The 19,831-nt window shown below is 56.5% G+C and carries 16 protein-coding genes; 9 read left to right on the top strand and 7 right to left on the bottom strand.

From position 1 onward, the window contains the following. Positions 1-58: 58 nt before the first annotated feature. From M504_RS09555 to fucP, 3 genes are all read right to left on the bottom strand, one after another. Positions 59-892: an HpcH/HpaI aldolase/citrate lyase family protein gene (locus M504_RS09555; protein WP_052200581.1), complete on the bottom strand. Its 834-nt coding sequence runs from the start codon at positions 890-892 to the stop codon at positions 59-61. A gap of 6 nt (positions 893-898) precedes the next feature. Continuing rightward, positions 899-3,409: a hypothetical protein gene (locus M504_RS09550; RefSeq protein WP_047494288.1), complete on the bottom strand. Its 2,511-nt coding sequence runs from the start codon at positions 3,407-3,409 to the stop codon at positions 899-901. A gap of 123 nt (positions 3,410-3,532) precedes the next feature. Next, entirely contained in the window at positions 3,533-4,921 is a 1,389-nt protein-coding gene (fucP, locus tag M504_RS09545; protein ID WP_369792895.1) for an L-fucose:H+ symporter permease, read from the bottom strand. A gap of 196 nt (positions 4,922-5,117) precedes the next feature. On the opposite strand from fucP, the gene M504_RS09540 reads away from it, so the two are divergent. Continuing rightward, positions 5,118-6,203: a substrate-binding domain-containing protein gene (locus M504_RS09540; protein WP_198137563.1), complete on the top strand. Its 1,086-nt coding sequence runs from the start codon at positions 5,118-5,120 to the stop codon at positions 6,201-6,203. A gap of 112 nt (positions 6,204-6,315) precedes the next feature. Next, the gene (locus tag M504_RS09535) at positions 6,316-7,578 is read left to right on the top strand and encodes an MFS transporter (RefSeq protein WP_047490561.1); all 1,263 of its coding nucleotides are present in this window, start codon (positions 6,316-6,318) and stop codon (positions 7,576-7,578) included. On the opposite strand, the gene M504_RS09530 is transcribed toward M504_RS09535, so the two are convergent. Then, entirely contained in the window at positions 7,566-8,330 is a 765-nt protein-coding gene (locus M504_RS09530) for a GntR family transcriptional regulator (RefSeq protein WP_232296227.1), read from the bottom strand. The genes M504_RS09535 and M504_RS09530 overlap by 13 nt on opposite strands. Before the next feature lie 100 nt (positions 8,331-8,430). On the opposite strand from M504_RS09530, the gene M504_RS09525 reads away from it, so the two are divergent. From M504_RS09525 to M504_RS09505, 5 genes are all read left to right on the top strand, one after another. Beyond that, a complete protein-coding gene (locus tag M504_RS09525; RefSeq protein WP_047490557.1) occupies positions 8,431-9,333 on the top strand; it encodes a dihydrodipicolinate synthase family protein in 903 nt (300 codons plus the stop codon). After that, the gene (locus tag M504_RS09520) at positions 9,330-10,916 is read left to right on the top strand and encodes a fucose isomerase (protein WP_047490554.1); all 1,587 of its coding nucleotides are present in this window, start codon (positions 9,330-9,332) and stop codon (positions 10,914-10,916) included. Before M504_RS09525 ends, M504_RS09520 begins: the two co-directional genes overlap by 4 nt. Positions 10,917-11,012: 96 nt before the next feature. Continuing rightward, positions 11,013-12,536, top strand: a complete 1,524-nt coding sequence (locus M504_RS09515; protein WP_047490551.1) for a sugar ABC transporter ATP-binding protein — start codon at positions 11,013-11,015, stop codon at positions 12,534-12,536. Next, positions 12,533-13,486, top strand: coding sequence for an ABC transporter permease (locus M504_RS09510; protein ID WP_047490549.1), 954 nt, complete (start codon positions 12,533-12,535; stop codon positions 13,484-13,486). The genes M504_RS09515 and M504_RS09510 overlap by 4 nt, the downstream gene beginning before the upstream one ends. Next, complete coding sequence (locus tag M504_RS09505; RefSeq protein ID WP_047490546.1) at positions 13,479-15,440, top strand: substrate-binding domain-containing protein; 1,962 nt, start codon at positions 13,479-13,481, stop codon at positions 15,438-15,440. Before M504_RS09510 ends, M504_RS09505 begins: the two co-directional genes overlap by 8 nt. Positions 15,441-15,452: 12 nt before the next feature. Here the strand turns inward: M504_RS09505 and M504_RS09500 are convergent, their stop codons facing one another. Further along, positions 15,453-16,583: a YncE family protein gene (locus M504_RS09500; RefSeq protein ID WP_084214248.1), complete on the bottom strand. Its 1,131-nt coding sequence runs from the start codon at positions 16,581-16,583 to the stop codon at positions 15,453-15,455. A gap of 266 nt (positions 16,584-16,849) precedes the next feature. Here M504_RS09500 and M504_RS09495 point away from each other — a divergent pair, with 266 nt between their 5' ends. Together M504_RS09495 and M504_RS09490 are read left to right on the top strand one after the other, a co-directional pair. Next, the gene (locus M504_RS09495; protein WP_047490543.1) at positions 16,850-17,923 is read left to right on the top strand and encodes a beta-propeller fold lactonase family protein; all 1,074 of its coding nucleotides are present in this window, start codon (positions 16,850-16,852) and stop codon (positions 17,921-17,923) included. 132 nt (positions 17,924-18,055) lie between these two features. Further along, positions 18,056-18,391 (top strand): cytochrome c, encoded by a 336-nt coding sequence (locus M504_RS09490; RefSeq protein ID WP_047490538.1) that lies wholly within the window; start codon positions 18,056-18,058, stop codon positions 18,389-18,391. A 46-nt stretch (positions 18,392-18,437) separates the two neighbouring features. On the opposite strand, the gene M504_RS21270 is transcribed toward M504_RS09490, so the two are convergent. Next, complete coding sequence (locus tag M504_RS21270; protein ID WP_052200580.1) at positions 18,438-19,250, bottom strand: zf-HC2 domain-containing protein; 813 nt, start codon at positions 19,248-19,250, stop codon at positions 18,438-18,440. Beyond that, entirely contained in the window at positions 19,247-19,822 is a 576-nt protein-coding gene (locus tag M504_RS09480; RefSeq protein ID WP_047490535.1) for an RNA polymerase sigma factor, read from the bottom strand. The genes M504_RS21270 and M504_RS09480 overlap by 4 nt, the downstream gene beginning before the upstream one ends. Positions 19,823-19,831: the final 9 nt, after the last annotated feature.

Below are 19,831 nucleotides of genomic sequence, written 5' to 3'. Positions count from 1 at the left end.
AACAAGAAGGCGGATGCAAATTGCATCCGCCTTCTTGTTTGTGATGGGTTGGCACGGACTAGTAGAAGGTTGTTTGTTCCTGCGGCTTGTCTTTGATTCCCAGCGGTTCCAGAAGGGCTTTGGCGCCAAGCTTCATCAGTCCCAATTCCGTTAAGGATTGGAAGAACTGGAAACCCTGCTGGTGAAAGCGGCGCACATCTTCTGCGCTGCCTGCGGGGCGCCCAAGCCATTTGTCGTTGCGCTGTGCTGCTGCAACGATTTTCGTAATAGCTTCTTCCAGTAGAGGCTCATCCTGACGGCCACGCAGGCCCAGAGAGAAGGACAGATCGCTGACGCCGATGAAGATGACGTCGATGCCGGGCATGGCGGCAATCTCTTCAATCCTCTCCACAGCTTCTGCTTCTTCGATTACGCATACCACCAGCACGTTGGCGTCTGCGGAGTCGTAATAGCTGCCCGGTGCGGGCCATGTGGCGACTGCGAGACCTGCACCTGAACCGCGGCGTCCGAACGGAGGATAGTGGCAGCCCTGCACAGCCTTCCGTGCGCGCTCTACATCGGAGACGAAGGGGAAGATGACACCTTGCACACCTTGATCGAGAACGCGCTTGGCGAGCCACACCTCAGGCCATGGAACGCGTGCGAACACGGGTGCCGGCAAACCACGCGTAGCGAGTACCATCGTGCGCAACGATTCCAGCGAGAGGGAAGAGTGCTCCATCTCGCACCAGAGGAAGTGGAAGCCGAGCGTGGCAGCGTGCGCTGCTGTCTCCACGTTGTTCGAGGTGACGGTCATGCCCAGGACAAACTCGCCCGCATTCAGTCTTTCGCGCACGACACTCCACGTGTCGCTAGAGGATGGGTGCCGATCTGCGGCATATTCATTGGACATTGGGGTCTACGCCTCCTTCTTGACAACGGGTTTCAACATGACTTCAGCGACCTGGCATCCGCGGCCATTGCCGCCGAGGCCGGCTTCACGCGTCCACGTGAGCAGAAGCTCGCCTGACGCGGTTGCTGATTTGGGAAGCGCGAATGTCTGCGGCGCAGGTGGCCACGGACGCAGCTGCATTGGATGAACTTCAGTGGACTCATTTGCCATCAGCTTCGTCTTTACATTCTTCGAATCGCCGGAAATCACGACCTGAAGGCTGTACTCCACATTCGGATCAAGGCCTGTGTAGTGCATCTTCAGCGGCTCTTCATAGAGGCTTTCAGCCCAATGCTTCCATGCCATTGGTTCATCGGCACCGAAGCGGTCGGGATAGTTTGTTCCAACGTGTGTCGAGCGGCGGAAGTCAAAGTCACCTTCGACGTTTTCGATGACGAGATGCGGCCGGTTGGTGATGTTGCCTAATTCATCATAGAAGCCACCGGGGCCGGGGTTGGTGCGATTCAGCAGAGCGCGAATCGCACTAATCTTTTCTTCCTGCACTTCAATGGAACTCAACGCGCGAAGTCGCTTAAGGAAGTAAGGGGCATCCGTTACTGGATGGTCGATCGTGTCGAGCGGTGCGCCACGTTCCACGCCTTCGCCCTGGAAGCGTTCTACCGAAAGTTGCTGATGGATGCCCTGGAACAGTCCATAGCCAAGCTCGCTGATTCGTGTGCGGAGTGCGGGAGCGATCTGCACCACGGCGGCCTTCCGCAAAATATCAATCGCTTCATCTACGAGATTTTGTGGATCAATACCGTTAGCGGGTATCGGTTCCGGCTTGCCTCCTGTGCCCCATGGAACGGAGGCAAAACCGAAGTCTTCGATGCGCTCCAACACGCTTTGCGCGCGTGCAAGCTCGCCCGATTCAAAGAGCAAACGTCTGCGCACGTATGCATCACAGCAGGCGCGGAACAATGCTTGTTGCCAGCGCCAGTTTTGCAGTAAGAAAGGCGAGGCTGTTCTCTCGATGGAAAGGAACTTCTGCAACGTCACATCGACGAGTTCATTCGTTGCAAGTCGACCTTCCCAGTTGTGTTCCAGATCAAGGAGGCCCTGCGCGTATGCGGAACCATCTTTCGCGCCGATGATGTAATTGCCAAAGTCGCGAACAGCGTCTGTGGCAGGCATCTTCGGATCCCAGGAGACGAGGCTCCAGACGAACTTGTTTACGTCGTCGTTGACGCCTTCGGAGTAACTGACGAAGCCGACTGTGTCCTTCAACATCGAACGCAGAATGGCAGCCTCAATCTCAGGACGCGGATTGATAATTTCGCGTCCTTCGGTGACAACATAAGCGATGTCCCAGTTGTTGATGGAGTACTGCGACTCGATGCTGTGCGTAATGTCCGGATAGAAGCGGATCGGATACTTTGCGGGAAGTGACTTGCGCAGTTCTGTGATGGAGCTTCTGTTCTGCGGACCGAAGACGATGCCGTCAAGCCATGACTGTGTATGCGGATCTGCTGCCAGCTTCAAAAAGTCAGCGAGCCATTCCGCATTGAACGATTGCGGCGACATCCACATCTGCAACTTGGGATGTGTCTTGCGCAAGCTGGCCTTCTGCTTTTCCAGCAACGCCAGCATGTATTTGGGCTCAGTGTGCCCCGGATCGCCGCCGGGAACAAATACTACGTCCACGCGCGGAAGATCGCGCAAAACCTCGGCCCACTTGCTCACTTCTGCGTCGACGGTTTGCGCATCGCCATAGTTCTTGGCCATGGCGGGATACCATACGGAAACATCGAGATCGTATTTATCGCAAATGCGTGACATTTCGATCATCATTTGCTGCGGCGGAATAGCGAAGTGCGGGCTGTCTGCATCATCGTCCGTGATAGGCGGCAGCAGTTCCACCGTGTTTGTTCCGAAGATGGCAAGTTCGCGGATGTATTGATCCCACATCTCCACGGTGAACGCATCGTATGCGTTCGTTTTCGGACGGAAGCCAAGCTGATGACCACGCACTGTGTAGTGCGGCGAACTGGTTAAGTTCATTACCTTCAGGTCGCCGGATACAGCGCGGCGTGTGAGCCGGAGCGAGCGCAGCATGCGCCCTGCGCCGAAGATGAGGCCTCGTTCATCGCTGCCACACACTGCAATCCAAGGGCTGCCGCCGTCATTGCCTGTGGCAATGGCATAGGATTCGGCGGGTAATTTTGCAGCTTTCGCAGAAACACTGGAGACGGCCGAGCCAAGTCCATGCCAGTTGTTGCGTGTGCCTAGATAGATTTTTACCGTGCCTGCAGACGCATTGTTGCCCTTGGTCCACGTGATACCGCAGTGCTTCAGGATTTCATCGACCACCATGTCGGCTGCAACGACTTCGCGTTTGGAAGGTGAGGTGGGAATGATCACCGTACAGCGATTCAGGTCGGTCAAAGTGCTGTCAAGCGCGTACAGCGCCCTGCTTCCACTGATGCAGGAGACTGCAAGCGATGCTGCTGTTCCCTGCAGAAAAGATCTGCGTTTCATTGTTCCTTCTCCCACCGTGTCGTCTGGTTCTTCCGTGCGCAAGGTACGCGTGAAGAATTCCATGTGCGGCTGTTCACTGGTTCGGACATGCGAAGTAATCGCAAGCAAAAGTAGAGATCACACTTATGCGTGCGCCGCGCAATCTGCAACGCGACGCTTTTCGTACTGGCCCATGTATGCTGCATAAGCTGCAACCCCAGCCATGCCCAGCATGGGGATTACAAAGGCGTGCGCGGTGCTGTGCAATGTTTCTGCGAGCCATCCCATAATCGGTGTGAATACGGCACCGCCAACGATTGCCATTACGATGAATGATCCGCCGATATTGGTGTTGGGGCCGAGGTCTTTAATTCCAAACGCAAAGATGGTTGGGAACATCACCGAAAGGAAGAAGCTGGTCAGCAGGAGTGCGATTACGCCAGCCCATGTGGGGAAAAACATGGCGAAGAGAAGCAGTCCCGCGTTGGTCAGGCCGTAGCATGTCATAAGGCTGCTTGCACTAAAGCGCTGCATGAGCGCAGTGGAAACGAAGCGTCCAATGCCGAAGATGATCAGAATGCAGGTGAGCAGAAGGCCTGCTTTTTTGTCGCTTAGGTTTACGTATTCCTTGGAGTACTGAATGAAGTAACTCCACATGCAAACCTGCGAGCCGCATTGGATGAACTGTGCGAAGACGCCAAACAGAAAGTGCGGCTTGTGAAGTAACGAACGCCAGTTACCGCTGGGAGTTTCGCAGCTTTCATCATTCGCATCGAGCTTGGGAAACGTTGTTGCGCCAATGAGTAAAGCCCACACCAGCGCGATCCCGCCAATCACCAGATATGGTGTGACGACGCGCAGTGTTTCCATGTGCAGATAGCTTGCATAGGTGTGATCGGCCTGCTTAACGGCCACTTCCGCAGGTGAAAGTTCAACGCCCGAGAAGATAAAGATTGTGCCGAGCAGGACTCCGGTGATGCATCCCAGCGGATTGAATGCCTGTGCCAGGTTGAGGCGGCGTTCTGACGTTGCCTCAGGGCCAAGCTGTGCAACGAACGGGTTGGAGGCTGTTTCGAGAAAGGCGAGCCCGCTTGCAACTACGAATAGTGCCCCCAGAAAAAAAGTGTATGTGCCAGAGATGGCTGCAGGTAGAAACAAAAAACATCCTGCGGCGAACAGGCATAGGCCTGTGACGAGTCCGCGCTTGTAACCGTAGCGCCTCATCATTAAGCCTGCGGGCAATGCAAGAACGAAGTATCCGAGATAGAAAGCCGACTGCACGAGCCCCGCTTCAAAGCGAGTCAGCGAGAACGATTTCATGAACTGACGGATCAACACGTCGTTCATGCTGTTCGGAATGCCCCACAAGAAGAACAGGCTAGCGACCAAGGCAAAAGGCCGGACTGCACCTGCAGGAATTAATCGCGCAGGAACATGGTGGCTTGCCATTGCATGATCTCTTGCATTGAGAGATGGGACTTCTGACTCTGCGCTGTCAGCACTGGCTTCCGTGCGAATGATTACAGGGTTCATGGAATCTTTGGACAATTCTGTAGTTGTGTTCGTATTATCTGTCATCGCTGCTTCCGGAACCTGTACTGATAGCTCAAGTGCAAGCTGGCGTATGAAATAGGTTTCGAAAGCGAACATTAGCCTTCGTCTCATAGAGATGACAAGCAGATGCAGGGGGAAATCTGTACTTACAGGTTCAATGAAGACACACAAGTACATGTCAGTATTCGAGGGGTTGCAGCGGGACATTCTCAGTGGGAAGTTTGCGCGTGGAAAGCGCCTTCCGAGCGAGACAGAACTCTGCTTGCGCTATAAAGTTTCTCGGCCCACGGCTGCTCGAGCTTTGCGTGAATTGCAACAGATGGGCGTTATCGTGCGGCGTTCCGGAGCGGGGAATTACCTGGCGTCGGAACCGGTCGTGCAAACGGCAAAGACGCATACGCTCGGCATCTTCGTGCCGGGTCTGGGTAAGACAGAGATTCTTGATCCCATCTGCAACGAGATCACCCGTTTCGCACAGACGCTTGGGTGCGCCGTGTTGTGGGGTGATGCCACGACTCCCATTGTGACCGGCGGCGATGCGCTTCAGCTTTGCAATGAGTTCATCGCTCGCAAAGTGGATGGTGTTTTCTTTGCGCCGTTTGAATCCATTCCGGATCGGAGCCACTGGAATCGCAAGCTTGCGGATAAGTTAAGCCAACAGGAAATTCCGATCGTACTGTTGGATCGCGATTTGGGTGAATATCCTTCGCGCAGCGAGTTTGACCTGGTGGGTATCGACAATGTCGCAGCCTCGATTGCGATCACGACACACCTGCTGGAACAGGGGCGCAAGAAGGTTTGCTTTGTCGCGCGCGACAACTTTCCTTCGACCACCGATCTTCGACTCCTGGGGTGTCGTGAGGCGGTGCGTCGATTTGGTTTGAAGGCCCGACACCAGATCCCGTACTTCGGCGATCCTGCTGATCCCAAGTTCGTTTCGAATCTGCTGAAAGTCTCGGAGCCGGATGCAATTCTTTGCTCCAACGATCAAACGGCAGCGTTGCTCATGCGGACACTTGCGCAGTTGAAGCGCGGGATTCCTGATGAGATTGCAGTGGCGGGCTTTGACGATGTGCATTACTCCACGTTGTTGACACCACCTCTGACGACGATGCGACAGCCTTGTCGTGAACTAGCCCAAACTGCGGTGAAAACGCTGCTGGAGCGCATTCAAAAGCCGGATCTCCCGTCCCGTCAGATACTCCATTCGCACACGCTGGTGGTTCGTCAATCGACAATCGCGTCGGACGCGCAGGCGTAATGGAGAAAACAGTCTGCGAAGATCTGTCACCAATTCGTACGTTGCTCATGGGTGTCGACATATGGTACACATTGCGGACTGCGGTCATTTCTATGTTTGAGTTGCCTGTTTCATGTCGCTAGCCTCTGATGATCCAAAGAACGGCCACGCCAGCTCGTATCGCTGGTGGTTGATTGCCATGCTGTGGTGCGTCTGCTTCTGCAATTACGCAGACCGCCAGGCCATCTTCTCCATCTTTCCGCTGTTGCGTACGGATCTGCATCTGACGGATCTGCAATTGGGTGTGGTGGGTTCGTCGTTCATGTGGATGTACGCGCTTGCAGGTCCACTGGCAGGATGGCTTTCGGATCGTGTTTCTCCGCGCAACGTGATCCTTGGCGCGCTGGCCTTCTGGTCTGTGGTGACGGGTGCAACGGCGGTGTGCCATAGCTTCGGCAGCATGGTTTTGTTCCGAACGCTTGGCGGCTTGGGTGAAGCTTTCTATTTCCCCGCGGCGATGGCGCTGATCGGTATGTATCACTCGGCTTCGACCCGTTCGCGTGCCATGGCGCTCCACCAGTCTGGTGTGTATGCCGGAACCATCGGCGGCGGTGCACTTTCAGGATTGATCGCGCAGGAACACGGATGGCGTAGTTCCTTCTTGATCTTCGGTGTTGCGGGAGTCGTGTTGATGGTGATTCTGGCGATGGCTTTGCGTCACCCGCCAGAGAAGACAGCGTCCAGCAACAATGAAAGCCGAGCAGACTTCTTTAGCGGCGTGCGCAATGTCTTGGCTAACGGCCGCGTGCTTACGCTGATTTGCGTGTTCATTGGCGCGAACTTCGTCGCTGTTGTGTTCCTGACATGGTTGCCCACCTACCTGTACACCAAATTCCACCTAAGCCTTGCCAATGCAGGTTTTAGCGCGACAGCATATCTGCAGATGGCGTCAGTTACGGGCGTTTTGCTGGGCGGCTTGCTGGCCGATCGGTTCGCATCGAAGCTTACTGGTGGACGCCAGTTGATCCAGGCGGCAGGCTTGTTCCTGGGGGTGCCATTCCTCTTCCTCACAGGATGGTCGTTGTCCATGGCGGGACTGATCGTGGGAATGATCGGCTTCGGGTTTTTCAAGGGCATGTACGACGCGAATATCTTCGCTTCGTTGTATGACGTAATTCCCGTGGAACGCCGCGGTGTGGCGGCGGGGACGATGAATTCGCTGGGATGGCTGGGTGGCGGATTTGCGCCCATCCTGATTGCGAAGGCTGCGGGACGCTATGGCCTGGGCGTCTGTATGAGCGCGACCTCGCTCATCTACCTCTGCCTGGGTGTGGTGCTTCTGCTGTTGGTGCGGAACATGCGAAAGCAGGCCACAACAGCAGATCACATCGCGTAAGGTGTGGCGGATTCCAACGCTGCAAGGTGGTTTTCGCGCTCCCAGCGATCGAATTGCTCCAATCGTTCGCTTCCGCTGGCCTGAATATGCTCGGCCAGCAGACGTCGGGCTTCTTCAGGATTGCACTGCAGAACAGCTTGCAGAATCGCACGGTGATGGCGATGGATGCGTTCCAACTCGTCGCGGCGATGGCCGCTACGCTGAATGGCGAAGATGCGCATCATCAGTCGCGTGTCATTGACCACCTTGAGGATGCGCGCGTTGGACGCGATTCGAATCAGAAGCGAGTGGAAGCCGAGGTCTGCAACGGTGAACCGCTTCATCTGTTCGGCGTTTAGCTCTGCGGAACCACTGCTCTTCAACTCTTTCAGCAACACCTGTGTTTCCGCCAGCAAACCTTCCAGCCGCTCCTTATCCGCGGGCCGCACACCATTCTGCGCGGCACGGCCGACTGCGAACACTTCCAGAGCCTCGCGCAATTCATACAGGTCAACGATGGCCTGACGTGTGAGTTGCGTCACGAGGAGGCCGCCACCCGGGCTAAGTTCCAGTAGTCCTTCCGCCAACAACTGGCCAGCGGCTTCGCGGATGGGGGTGCGGCTGCTGCCCAGTTCGCGCGCAAGGGCGAGTTCGCTAAGGAGTGATCCGGCGCGAAGCTCGCCCGAGGCGATCTTCTGTTGGATGAGTTGGTACGCCTTCATCCTTACGGACGGTTTGGGGCCGGGGTGATGTGTTTTCGAGCGACGGGGCACGGAGCAAGTGTATCGCGGACTTTGTGTGTGCAAATTGTCGACATACAGAACACGAGTCTGCTACATTTCCTTCGATCGGAAATTTTTGAACGGACCTCCCATGACACAAATCCGCGGAGTTTATGCTGCCCTACTGGCCCCTCGCAACGAATACGGTGCAATCGACACCGATAGCCTGCGCAGGCAATTTGACCTTCCTGAACGTGAAAGCATGACGGGCTATGCCGTTAACGGTGCAACTGGCGAATTCACCTACGCCACGCCGGACGAACTGGCCCTGACCCTGAAGATGGCACGTGCCGTCGCGCCGTCTTCGCGGATTCTGGTTGGAATTGGCGCGGGCGATGTGCGCGGCGCCGTGCTTCGCGGGAAGATTGCCGCCTACCACGGCGCGCAGGCGGTATTGCTGCCCATGCCGTCGTTCTTCCCGTACCGGCAGGATGATCTGCGGGCGTTTTCCATGGCCGTTGCGGATGCGGTGCCAATCCCGGTACTGCTGTACAACCTGCCGCAGTTCACCAGCGGGTTAGAGGTGGACACTGTGCTGTCTCTGTTGCGGTCGCACGACAACATTGTGGGCATTAAGGACAGCGGCGGGTCGCTGGATATTGTTCGCGCCATGACGGTGGAGAAGGTTTCGGGTACGCGCATCATCGGCAATGATTCCGCCTTGTGCCCAGCAATGGAAGAGGGCGTGTGTGACGGCGTCGTGTCGGGTGTGGCGTGTGCTCTTCCGGAGCTGATGACGGAGCTGTTTGCCTCCAAGCCCGGCAGCAAGAACTACGAGCTGAACAAAGAATTGTTGAAGGAATTCATTGAACATTTGAATCCGCTGCCTACGCCGTGGGGCCTGAAAGTGGCCAGCGAGGTGCGTGGATTTACGCGCGCAAGTTATCCTTTCCCCCTGTCGGCCGAGCGCGTATCAGAGATTGCTTCCTTGCAGACGTGGTTTGCGGATTGGGCCAAACAGGTAGTGAGCACAAAGGTAGGTAAAGCAGCATGAAGCAGGTCTATCTCGTCACCAGCGGCGATCTTCGCCTGAGCGCAAACCGTGTATGTTGGCCCGCGCAGGCCGAACTGGAAGCGCGTTTAACGCAGGTCTTTGCCGAAAACGGCTGTGAACTGATCCGTGCATTTCCCGTGGATGAAAAGGCTGGGCATGGCTTTATTTCGAGCCAGCGCATGGGTATGGATGTGTTCCGGAATATCCCTGCGGATGCGCCGCTGGTTTTCGCCACGGCTGCGTGGCAGTACACGCATCACGTGCTGCCGGGTATGCGCTCGCATAAGGGGCCGATCCTGACGCTGGCGAACTGGTCAGGTCAGTGGCCCGGACTGGTGGGTCTGTTGAACCTGAATGGATCGCTGGTGAAGGCCGGTGTTCGTTTCTCCACGCTGTGGAGCGAGAATTTTACTGACGACTTTGCTCTGCGCGGTCTGCGTGAGTGGATTACCACCGGCAATGTGACACACGATCTGTCCCACGTGGCACTGCTGGATACTGCCAACCTTCCGGCGGATGCAAACTCACTGGGGCAGAAGCTGGCAGCGGAGTTGCTGGAACGGAAGATCATCCTGGGCGTCTTCGATGAAGGCTGCATGGGCATGTACAACGCCATCATTGATGATGAGCCGTTGAATCGTGCGGGCTTCTTCAAGGAGCGGCTGAGCCAGTCGGCGTTGTTTGCGCGTATGCGGACCGTGAGCGACGCCGACGCACAGGCTGTGCGCACATGGCTGGATGCGAAAGGACTGAAGTTCAACACAGGCACTGACGAAGCCAGCGAATTGACCGATCGTCAGATTCTGGAACAGTGCCGTATGTACATTGCCGCGCTGCGCATGGCCGATGAGTTTGGCTGTGACAGCGTGGGCATTCAATATCAGCAGGGATTGAAGGACCTGGCTCCCGCTTCGGACCTGGTAGAAGGTTTGTTGAACAATCCTGATCGTCCTCCGGTAAAGAGCGACGATGGCCGCGAACTCTACGCAGGCGATGCGCTGCCGCACTTCAACGAAGTGGACGAGTGCGCCGGTGTGGATGGCGTCATTACGAATCGCTGCTGGAAGGCGTTGGGGCTTGATCCGTCGACCACGCTGCATGATGTTCGTTGGGGCAAGCCGTATGGCGACGATTACGTATGGCTATGGCAGATTTCCGGTGCCGCTCCGGCGAGCCACTTTGTGGGCGGCTATGCCGGTTCGCAGAGTGATCGCCAGCCTGCCATGTATTTCCCACTGGGCGGCGGCACTCTGAAGGGTATTGGACGCCCCGGTGATGTGGTTTGGAGCCGTGTGTTTGTAGAAGGCGGCGCAATGCACATCGATCTGGGATTGGCCAAGGTCATTACGTTGCCGGAAGACGAAACCGAGGCACGCTGGAACGAAACGACGAAGCAGTGGCCCATGGTGAGCGCAGTCACGGAGGGTGTGAGCCGGGATGCCTTCATGGCGCGCCATCGCGCCAACCATGTCAGCATTACCTATGCGGGCAGCCGCGACGAGGCGCTGAAGGCGTTGGCGACTAAGGCCGCCATGTGTTCCGCGCTGGGCATTACCGTTCACCTGTGCGGTGTGCACGTGTAGTCAACCGGTCCTGTTTCGCCAGAAGAATGCGCTCTGCGGTATAACGCTTGTACGCCGCAGGGCGCTTCTTTTTTTGCCGCGAAACTGAGACGATTCATGCCGACTGCTTCCGCTGAGCCACAAGAGATTCTCCGCGTGTCCGCGCTGACCAAGAGCTATGCGGGGGTACGTGCGCTACGCAATGGCTCGCTGGACCTGCGCGCAGGTGAAGTGAATGCGCTGATTGGTGAGAATGGCGCGGGCAAATCGACGCTTACGAAGGTCATCACGGGAGCCATCACGGCGGACAGCGGTGAGCTGAAAATCTTCGGCAATGTGGTGGGAACGAACGATCCCAACATGGCTCGTTCTCTGGGCATCAGCGCCATCTATCAGCAGCCTGCACTGTTTCCAGATTTAACTGTGGCAGAAAACATTGCGCTTGCTTTGGAGCAGGGACAGCGCGGCATTCGCGTGAACTGGAAACAGCGTCGCGAAAATGCACGCCGTTTGCTGGCAGCGGTTGGTAGCGATCTTGACCCTGATCGTCTTGCGAACACGTTGAGCATGGCGGAGCAACAAATTGTGGAAATTGCCAAAGCCATAAGCGCGGAAGCAAAGATACTGCTGATGGATGAGCCCACCGCGCTGTTGAGTGATCGCGAAGTAAACAACCTGTTTGCTCTGATTCGCAAGCTGCGTTCGCAGGGCGTGGCCATGGTGTACATCTCACATCGCCTAGATGAAATTCTTAGCATTGCCGACCGCATCACAGTGCTGCGTGATGGCGAAACCGTTGCCGTGCGGCATGCGTCCGATGTCACGAAGCCGGAATTGATTCAGCTGATGGTGGGGCGCTCCATTGAAAGTGTGTTCCCTAAGCGTGAAGTTCCCATTGGGGATGTGGCATTGCAGGTAAGTGGTTTGCATCATGCCGATGTCGGGCTGAGGGATATCTCCTTCGAGGTTCGCAGTGGCGAGATTCTTGGCTTTGCCGGACTTGTTGGTTCGGGACGCACAGAGCTTGCGCGCACGCTCTTTGGGCTGACTCCTGCAAGCAGCGATGTGATTGTTTTTGGCAATGTGGTGAAAATTGATTCACCTGCTGATGCTGTTGCCGCAGGCATTGCTTATCTTCCGGAAGATCGCCGACAGCACGGTGTGGTGTTGGAGATGCCGATTGCGCAGAACATCAGTATGGCCGACCTATCGCAGGTATCACGCAACGGCCTGATTCAACGCGATGCGGAAGAGGCACTTGCGAACCACTATCGCGAAAGCTTGCGAGTAAAAGCTCCGGATGTGCACGTGACAGCGGGATCATTGTCTGGTGGCAATCAGCAGAAGGTGGCACTGTCGCGATGGTTGGCCACCAAGCCGAAGATCATGATTCTGGATGAGCCCACGCAGGGTGTGGACGTGGGGTCGAAGGCGGAGATTCACGAACTCATCATGGAACTTGCAGAGCAGGGGATGGCGGTGATCCTGATCTCGTCGGAACTGCCGGAAGTGATGGGCATGAGCGATCGCATCGCCGTCTTTCATCAGGGCACGATTGCTGGTGTGTTGCAACGTGATACGTGCACGCAGGAGCGGTTGATGGCGCTGGCCTTCGGACATGCAGCGGAGGATGCTGCTTGAAGCGCCATACTCAGGAAATAGCGATTGCAGCAGCTAACGTTTTGCTGCTGTTACTGCTGGCGTTCACGGTGCAGGGATTCTTCACTGGGGAGAATCTTGCGGATCTGTTCCTGGCGAACATGCCGGTGATGTTGATTGCGCTGGGCATGACGGCCGTGATCGTTACAGCACAGATTGATATTTCGATTGGTTCCATCTTTGCGCTGTGCAGCATTGTTGCGGGTATTACGGCAAAGGCGGGTGCGCCTGCCCCCGTATTTCTTCTGGCGGCGATTCTTACCGGTGCCGCTTGCGGAGCGTTGAATGGTGCGCTGACCGCATGGGTTCGTATCCCTTCGATTGTCGTCACGCTGGGGACGATGGTGGCGTTGCGTGATGGTTTGCGATGGGCAACGCAGGGCGCTTGGGTGGGTGGATTGCCTGCATCGTTTGTGCGTTTCGGTTTGGCATCGCACACGTACACAGCGAGTGTTTTCATCCTTACCGCTTTGATGACTGCAGGATTCGCATGGGCGTTGCGCAATCTGCGTGTAGGGCGAGCGATCTTTGCAACGGGATCGAATGCGGCGGCCGCACAGCAGATGGGATTGAATACGCAGCGTGTTGTCTTCGGAGTCTTTGTCCTGACGGGCGCTTTGACAGGGCTTGCGGCCACGTTGAATGCAGTGCGATTCCAGCAGGTGCCGAGCAACAGCGGCCTCGGTATGGAGTTAAAGGTGATCGCGGCTGTAGCTGTTGGTGGTGCAGCGATTACTGGTGGATCAGCAACGATAACGGGAACGCTGCTCGGCGTTATTTTGCTCGGCATCATCGGTCCTGCGCTTACGTTCCTAGGTGTAAGCGCGTATTGGGAAAAGGCGTTGCAGGGCGCGATCATTCTTGTTGCCGTCAGTTTTCATGCGTTGAGCCAGTACCGCCGTAAGCGTTCCACGGAGGTGGCTCTTGGTTAAGCGCGCGCGTCTCTCTGTGAATGAAATTGCATTGCTCATTGCGCTGCTATTGGAGATTCTCTTCTTCGCAGCATCCGCACCGAGTTTTGCGACATGGGGAAATTTCTTTGAAGTACTGCGCTTCTCTGTAGAGCTTGGGCTGCTGGCTGTTGCGCTGACGCCGATCCTGATTACGGGCGGCATTGATCTTTCGGTTGGTTCCACTATTGGCATCACGGCTGTTTTGTTTGGCGTGATGACACAAAGCGCGCACTGGCACACGGGTGTTGCGATTGTGTTGTCGCTACTGATCGGGCTCGTTGCGGGTGGCATCAATGCTGCGCTGATTGCAGGGCTGCAACTGCCGCCGCTCATCGTCACGCTGGGAACTTATTCGCTTTATCGCGGTATTGCGGAAGGTATTACGCATGGTGCTGTGAGCTTCACTGGCTTCTCGCCTGCGTTTCTGCACTTTGGACAGGGATATTTCCTTAAGGTGATTCCGGTACAACTGCCGCTGTTTTTGCTGGTGGTGGCAGCCTATTGGGTACTGCTTCATCGTTCCGTGATTGGCCGCGCGCTGTATGCAATCGGATTCAATGCAGAGGGCGCGCGCTATGCCGGTATTCCTGTACGCAAGCGGATTGCACTTATCTATCTCCTGTCCGGCTTGGTGGCGGCACTGGCGGGCATTATTTATGTTGCGCATCTTGGACTTGCGAAGTCAGACCTTGGCACCGGGTATGAGTTGCAGGCGATCGCAGCGATTGTTTTAGGTGGCACCAGCGTCTTTGGTGGCCGTGGCACCATTTTCGGATCGTTGTTGGGACTGTTCTTCCTGAGCGTGCTGCAGAACGGCATGCACCTGATGGCGTTGCCGAGCGAACTGAACGGTGTGTTGACCGGCGTGTTGCTGCTGCTGATTGTTTCGGCGGATCAGCTTCGCAGGAAGAAGGCACCATCGGAAACGGGAGCGACAAAACGTACGCCTCTGATTGCAGTTGCCGTGGTTGCGCTTCTGGCAGTCGGTGTCTTCTTTGCGATGCGTGGAAAACATGGCGGCAGTGCACAGCAACTCACTGTCGCTGTCATGCCGAAGGCGAAGGGCGATCCTTACTTCATTAGTGCACGTGCTGGGGCGGAAGAAGCGGCGAAAGAGCTGCATGTGAACATGATCTGGGACGGCCCTACAAGTCTGGATGCGTCACAGCAGAATGAGCTGGTTGAAAACTGGATTACGCGTGGCGTGAACGCGATTGTGGTTGCCGTTGAAAACAAGGGCAGCATCTCTACGGTCTTGCGTAAGGCGCGTGAACATGGGATCGCAGTGCTGACCTGGGATGCTGATGCGCAGACAGATGCGCGCGATTACTTTCTGAATCAGGCGACGCCGGAAGGCATCGGTACTGCACTTGCTGATGAAGCGGCGTTGTTGTTGCCCCAGGGAGGTGACTTCGCCATCGTCACGGGCGCGTTGAGTGCGGAGAACCAGAATGACTGGATTCGCAATATCAAAGCGCGTGTTGCAGCAGCGCATCCGAATCTGCGCTTGGCGACTATTCAGCCCAGCGATGATGATCGCGACAAAGCATTCAGCGCTACGCAAACGATTTTGAAGGCGTATCCGCAGGTGAAGATGGTGATCGCAATCTCTGCGCCTGCTGTCCCGGGAGCGGCTGAAGCGGTGCAGCAATCCGGCCGTTCGGATGTTGACGTGATCGGGCTTTCGCTCCCGAGCATCTGCCGTACGTACATTCATCGCGGCACGGTGCAGGCGATCTATCTGTGGAACACCAAGGACCTTGGCTATCTGACTGTCTATGCCGGAACGATGAAGGCGGAGGGGAAGATTCCGGCCAACGCTACGTCGTTCCATGCGGGACGCCTGGGCGATCTGACGGTGCAGGGAAGCGAGATCATTCTGGGCAAGCCGCTGAAGATCGATCGCGGTAATGTCGATCAGTTGCAGTTTTAAGTTTCTATTTCTCTAAGGACGGGCAGCCCATGTCATTCCGTCTGGTTCGTCGCCGACTGCAAACTTTCCTGTCATTGTGAGTTGATTCAGATCGATGACGGCGACGTAGTTATCTGGTGAGCAGGCGACGAACGCACGCTTGCCGTCCGGCTGCATCACGATGCCTGCGGCGCCGTGCCCTATGGGAATTCGCTTCTCCACCTTGCGGGTATGTGCGTCGAGAATGGTTAGGTCGGAGCCGCTCAGGGTTGAAACAAGAACGCGACGACCGTCCGGTGTGAACTTCAGTCGGTTCGCTCCAGCAACATTCACCTGCAGGGTTTGCACCACACTTTTACTCTGACGGTCGATGATGGAGATGGTGCCATCCTGCGCATTGGCAACCCAGACCTCCCGTCCGTCAGGTGAAAGGTCGAAGCCCTCAGAGCCATTGCCTACGCGCACCACGGTTTGATTCCAGTCGGTACGCGCTCCGGGGCCACTCTGCGGAGGTCGCGGAGCACCCGGAGGTGGAGTCATGCCGGGCGGAGGTCCGGGAATGCGGACGGACTCTTTGTCGATGAGACTGACTGTGCCGGAACTGACATTCGTGGTGATGATGTGATCGCCGCCCGGTGTGACTGAAATCATGTGCGTGCGGTTTTGTCCCGTGCCCACGACGAGATCGACTTTGTCTGCAGCGGGGTCGTATCGGCCCATCACCTTTGCGCCTTCAGCGGTGAACCATACTTTGCCATCCACAAAGGTGAGTCCATGCGGTCCCGTCAGTGCTCCCAGATCGATGGCGGTCAGAGCTTGATGATGCACGAGATCAATCACCGCCAGAGAGTGAAACGCTCCGGAACCGTAGTTCGAAACATAGGCTGTGTGGCCGTCGGATGAGGCGGTGACTTCATGTGGATCGTCGCCGACGGGTACCTTTGCGATCACCTTCAGGTTGCTGGGATCTACGATGGCCAATGCATGTTCGCGTTTGGAGATGACCAGTAGGGCGGATTTGGGCGTGTCTTGCGCCTGCACTGTTATGCCGGCCACGAGGAAAGCAGCGATGATGGCTGCTGCTGACAGTCTTCTGGCGAAGCTGGCGGTTGCACTGAGATGATGGGGGCAAACGTGTTTTGAGTCTCTTGCAGGAATCGCCATAGAAGCCTCCGCAAATTCTCGAACTTGACCCATTCATGAAAACTCTTCCATGCCTTGTCAAGCGTTACGGCGGGGCTACTACGATGGGTTGATCCATTCGTAGCGGAGAATGGCGGGTCCGTAGGAATCGCCATCCGTACGGTGGGCTTTTATAATCGGCAACGCCAGCCGCCGCGTTGCGCCACTGCGGTGAAAAGCCTGAACAGGATCGGGCCGGACAGAATACGGAATCAAGCTACCTTCAACTTTTTGCAAAAGGACATCGCATGCGCTCTTCGCATTCCCTTCTTCTCTCGGCAGGCCTTCTCATGGTTCTGACCGGCTGCAAATCTGCTCCGAAAACCGAAACAGCCTCTGGTCCCGCTCCGCTGACCATGGACACGGCGAAGGGGCCGCGTATCTATGTGACGGATGAAGTCTCCGGCGAACTGACAGTGATTGACGCGACCACCATGACGCAGCTGGAGCAGTTGAAGATTGGTACGCGTCCGCGCGGTATCCACGCTGCTCTCGACGGCAAGACGGTCTACATTGCGCTGAGCGGAACGCCTATTGCCGGCCCCGGCGTAGATGAGAGCACGCTGCCGCCCAGCGATCACTCGAAGGACGGTATTGGTGTTTTTGATGTGGCGCAGAACAAGCTGGTGAAGATCATCCCCGGTGGCAGCGATCCGGAGAACTTTGATCTGAGCAAGGACGGCAAGAAGATTTACGTCTCCAACGAGGACGAATCGGCTGTTTCCATCATCGACATTGATTCGGGCAAGGTCGAAGCCACGATGAAGATGGGTGCCCAGCCGGAAGGTGTAAAGACTTCGCCGGACGGTACGTTCGTTTACGTCACCAGCGAAGAGACGGGTACAATCTCCGTGCTGGATCCGGTGAAGAAGAAGATCACGGGCACCTTCAAGGTGGGCCACCGTCCGCGCAATGTTGCTTTCACTGCCGACGGCAAGACGGCATACATCAATGCTGAGAACGACGCTTCCGTGGTGGTTGTGGACGTTGCGTCGCACAAGATGGTGAAGACGATTGAGATGGGAACGCCAGGACAAGTAAAGCCCATGTTTGTGCTGCTGTCGCCGGATGCTTCCAAGCTTTACGTTTCCACAGGCCGCGGTGGCAAAGTTGCCGCCATTGATACGGCCACCAACACGGTTGCCGGTGACGTGGCAGTGGGCAAGCGTCCGTGGGGAATTGCGCTTTCGCCTGACGGCAAGATGCTGTATTCCGCCAATGGCCCATCGAACGACGTAAGCGCTGTTGATTTGGCTACACTTACGGTCAAAGCTAAGGCACCGTCCGGCGGCAGCCCGTGGGGACTGGTCGTTCTGCCGTAAACTTTCCGTACTACGGCAGACGGAGTTTCACAGCATGCAAAGCCGTTGCAACGGCACCGCGACTTTGTATCTCCGTTTGCCGTCTATCTTTAGGACAGAACATATCCGGCAGCCAGTTTGCCGGAAAGGAAAATGATGCGACCGACCCTGACCCTTTCGCTCCTTGCCGCCACGCTGACCTTTGCCGCAGGCGCCCACGCTCAGTTGAGCGAGGCCGCCACTCACGGCAAGGCCACCTTCGATGCGAAGTGTGCCCTGTGCCACAACGCTGACAGCACCGACAAGAAGATCGGGCCGGGCCTGAAGGGGCTGTACGCACGCGGCACGCTGGCCGATGGCACCACCAAGGTCACCGATGCGACCGTTACGGAGCGCATTGAAAACGGCAAGGTCCCCATGCCGCCGTTCAAGGATCAATTGAAGCCGGAAGAGATCAAGGAACTGGTGGAGTATCTGAAGACGCTGTAAGCGGACTGAAGAATAGAAGGGGCGTGGCTATGGCCGCGCCCTTTTGCTATTTCACGTCGCTGGCTTTGGATTCAGAGTCGATGGCTGCCTGTACGCGAACCGGGCGATCCGCGTGAAAGGTCTTTTTGTAAGCGCCGATCCAATCAGTGGCAATCTGACGCTGTGCTTCTTCCAGTGTCATCTGGCCGCTGCACACCATGCCGTGCAGGCGGGTCTCCAGCGCGTCTTTGGCCTGAGCGTTCCAAACTGTAGCGTGATACGGTTCCGGCCACAGGTTTTGAAACTCGTCATTGCCACCAAGCTGGGGATTGATAAGGTAGTCCACCTGGTATGCGCGCGAGGCCCGATCATCCAGACCATAAGCCTCAAAGACCGCTCGCTGTTTTTCCGGGGTCACAACCGGATCCAGGTTGTCATCCGGCATGATGCACAGTTCCGATAAGTCCGCGTTTCGCACCGCTCCGGGTGTGATGTTGTGGTTCGGTTCCGGGCCGGTTTCCTCGTAGGAAACCATCGCGTTGCGGGGCAGTGCATAAAAGTGTCGATAGGCCAACGCACCGATGCCCAACAGGAGAACCGCGGCAACCTTCATCATGAGCCGAGGACTTAGCCACGCGGGACGGCGTGCTTCTGCGGTCACCGCGATACGTTGTGCCATGCCTTCGCGAACGGTATCCGGCGGTGCGACCTGCGGTTCCAGCACGGTGACTTCTGCGAGCAATCCGGTAAAGGCATCGCGGCGCTGGCGACATTCGGCGCACTGTTCCAGATGTTCGGCGACTGCGGCTGCATGACTTTCGGGCAACTCGCCATCCATCATCAGCAGGAGTGTCTCGTCCGAAATGTGAGGGGAGGTCATCGTTGTTCCATCCTCTGCAGGCGATCAAATGATCGCGCCAAAGATGCTGCCACACTGCCCAGTGAGATACCCAGTGTGGATGCGATTTCACGATAACGCAAACCATCTGCGCGCAGTAGAAGACACATGCGGTCTGTCTCTGTCAGCGCTTCCACCACTGCACGAAGACGATGCTGCCGTTCCTGGAAGAGAACCGTTTCTTCAGGGCCGGGTTGATGATCGCTGACTTCCATTTCGGCGTTGGCTTCCACCACAGCGACCCTCTGTTCGGCATGGACGCTGGCGCGTCGCTTCAACGAGAGATTGTGTGTGGTGCGATACACCCACCCGGGAAGATTTTCGCGTGAACGTCCGGCACGCAGGTGACGGAAGAGGGCAAGAAATACTTCCTGAAGAACATCTTCGCTATCTGGGACAGACAGACCAAACGAGACGGAATAGCGCAGCAATCGGCTGTGCAGCGTGTCGTAAAGCGAAAGTACTTCTGCCTGCAGCGCAGCCGTTTTCTCCGCCGAAACTATTGTCGCGGATGGGTTGAAAAAACCTTCAGGGCTGCTGGACAGGAAAGACATGATTCGCGA

The organism is Terriglobus sp. TAA 43 (genome assembly GCF_000800015.1).
GTDB lineage: Bacteria > Acidobacteriota > Terriglobia > Terriglobales > Acidobacteriaceae > Terriglobus.
The sequence above is the reverse complement of the archived record's forward strand: the minus strand, read 5'-3'. Positions and strand labels throughout refer to the sequence as shown.

Excerpts from the sequence above, each read along its gene's own strand:
- M504_RS09555 (WP_052200581.1), bottom strand. The coding sequence starts at position 892 with ATGTCCAATGAATATGCCGCAGATCGGCACCCATCCTCTAGCGACACG.
- M504_RS09550 (WP_047494288.1), bottom strand. The coding sequence starts at position 3,409 with ATGAAACGCAGATCTTTTCTGCAGGGAACAGCAGCATCGCTTGCAGTC.
- fucP (WP_369792895.1), bottom strand. The coding sequence starts at position 4,921 with ATGAACCCTGTAATCATTCGCACGGAAGCCAGTGCTGACAGCGCAGAG.
- M504_RS09540 (WP_198137563.1), top strand. The coding sequence starts at position 5,118 with ATGTCAGTATTCGAGGGGTTGCAGCGGGACATTCTCAGTGGGAAGTTT.
- M504_RS09535 (WP_047490561.1), top strand. The coding sequence starts at position 6,316 with ATGTCGCTAGCCTCTGATGATCCAAAGAACGGCCACGCCAGCTCGTAT.
- M504_RS09525 (WP_047490557.1), top strand. The coding sequence starts at position 8,431 with ATGACACAAATCCGCGGAGTTTATGCTGCCCTACTGGCCCCTCGCAAC.
- M504_RS09520 (WP_047490554.1), top strand. The coding sequence starts at position 9,330 with ATGAAGCAGGTCTATCTCGTCACCAGCGGCGATCTTCGCCTGAGCGCA.
- M504_RS09515 (WP_047490551.1), top strand. The coding sequence starts at position 11,013 with ATGCCGACTGCTTCCGCTGAGCCACAAGAGATTCTCCGCGTGTCCGCG.
- M504_RS09500 (WP_084214248.1), bottom strand. The coding sequence starts at position 16,583 with ATGGCGATTCCTGCAAGAGACTCAAAACACGTTTGCCCCCATCATCTC.
- M504_RS09495 (WP_047490543.1), top strand. The coding sequence starts at position 16,850 with ATGCGCTCTTCGCATTCCCTTCTTCTCTCGGCAGGCCTTCTCATGGTT.
- M504_RS09490 (WP_047490538.1), top strand. The coding sequence starts at position 18,056 with ATGATGCGACCGACCCTGACCCTTTCGCTCCTTGCCGCCACGCTGACC.
- M504_RS21270 (WP_052200580.1), bottom strand. The coding sequence starts at position 19,250 with ATGACCTCCCCTCACATTTCGGACGAGACACTCCTGCTGATGATGGAT.
- M504_RS09480 (WP_047490535.1), bottom strand. The coding sequence starts at position 19,822 with ATGTCTTTCCTGTCCAGCAGCCCTGAAGGTTTTTTCAACCCATCCGCG.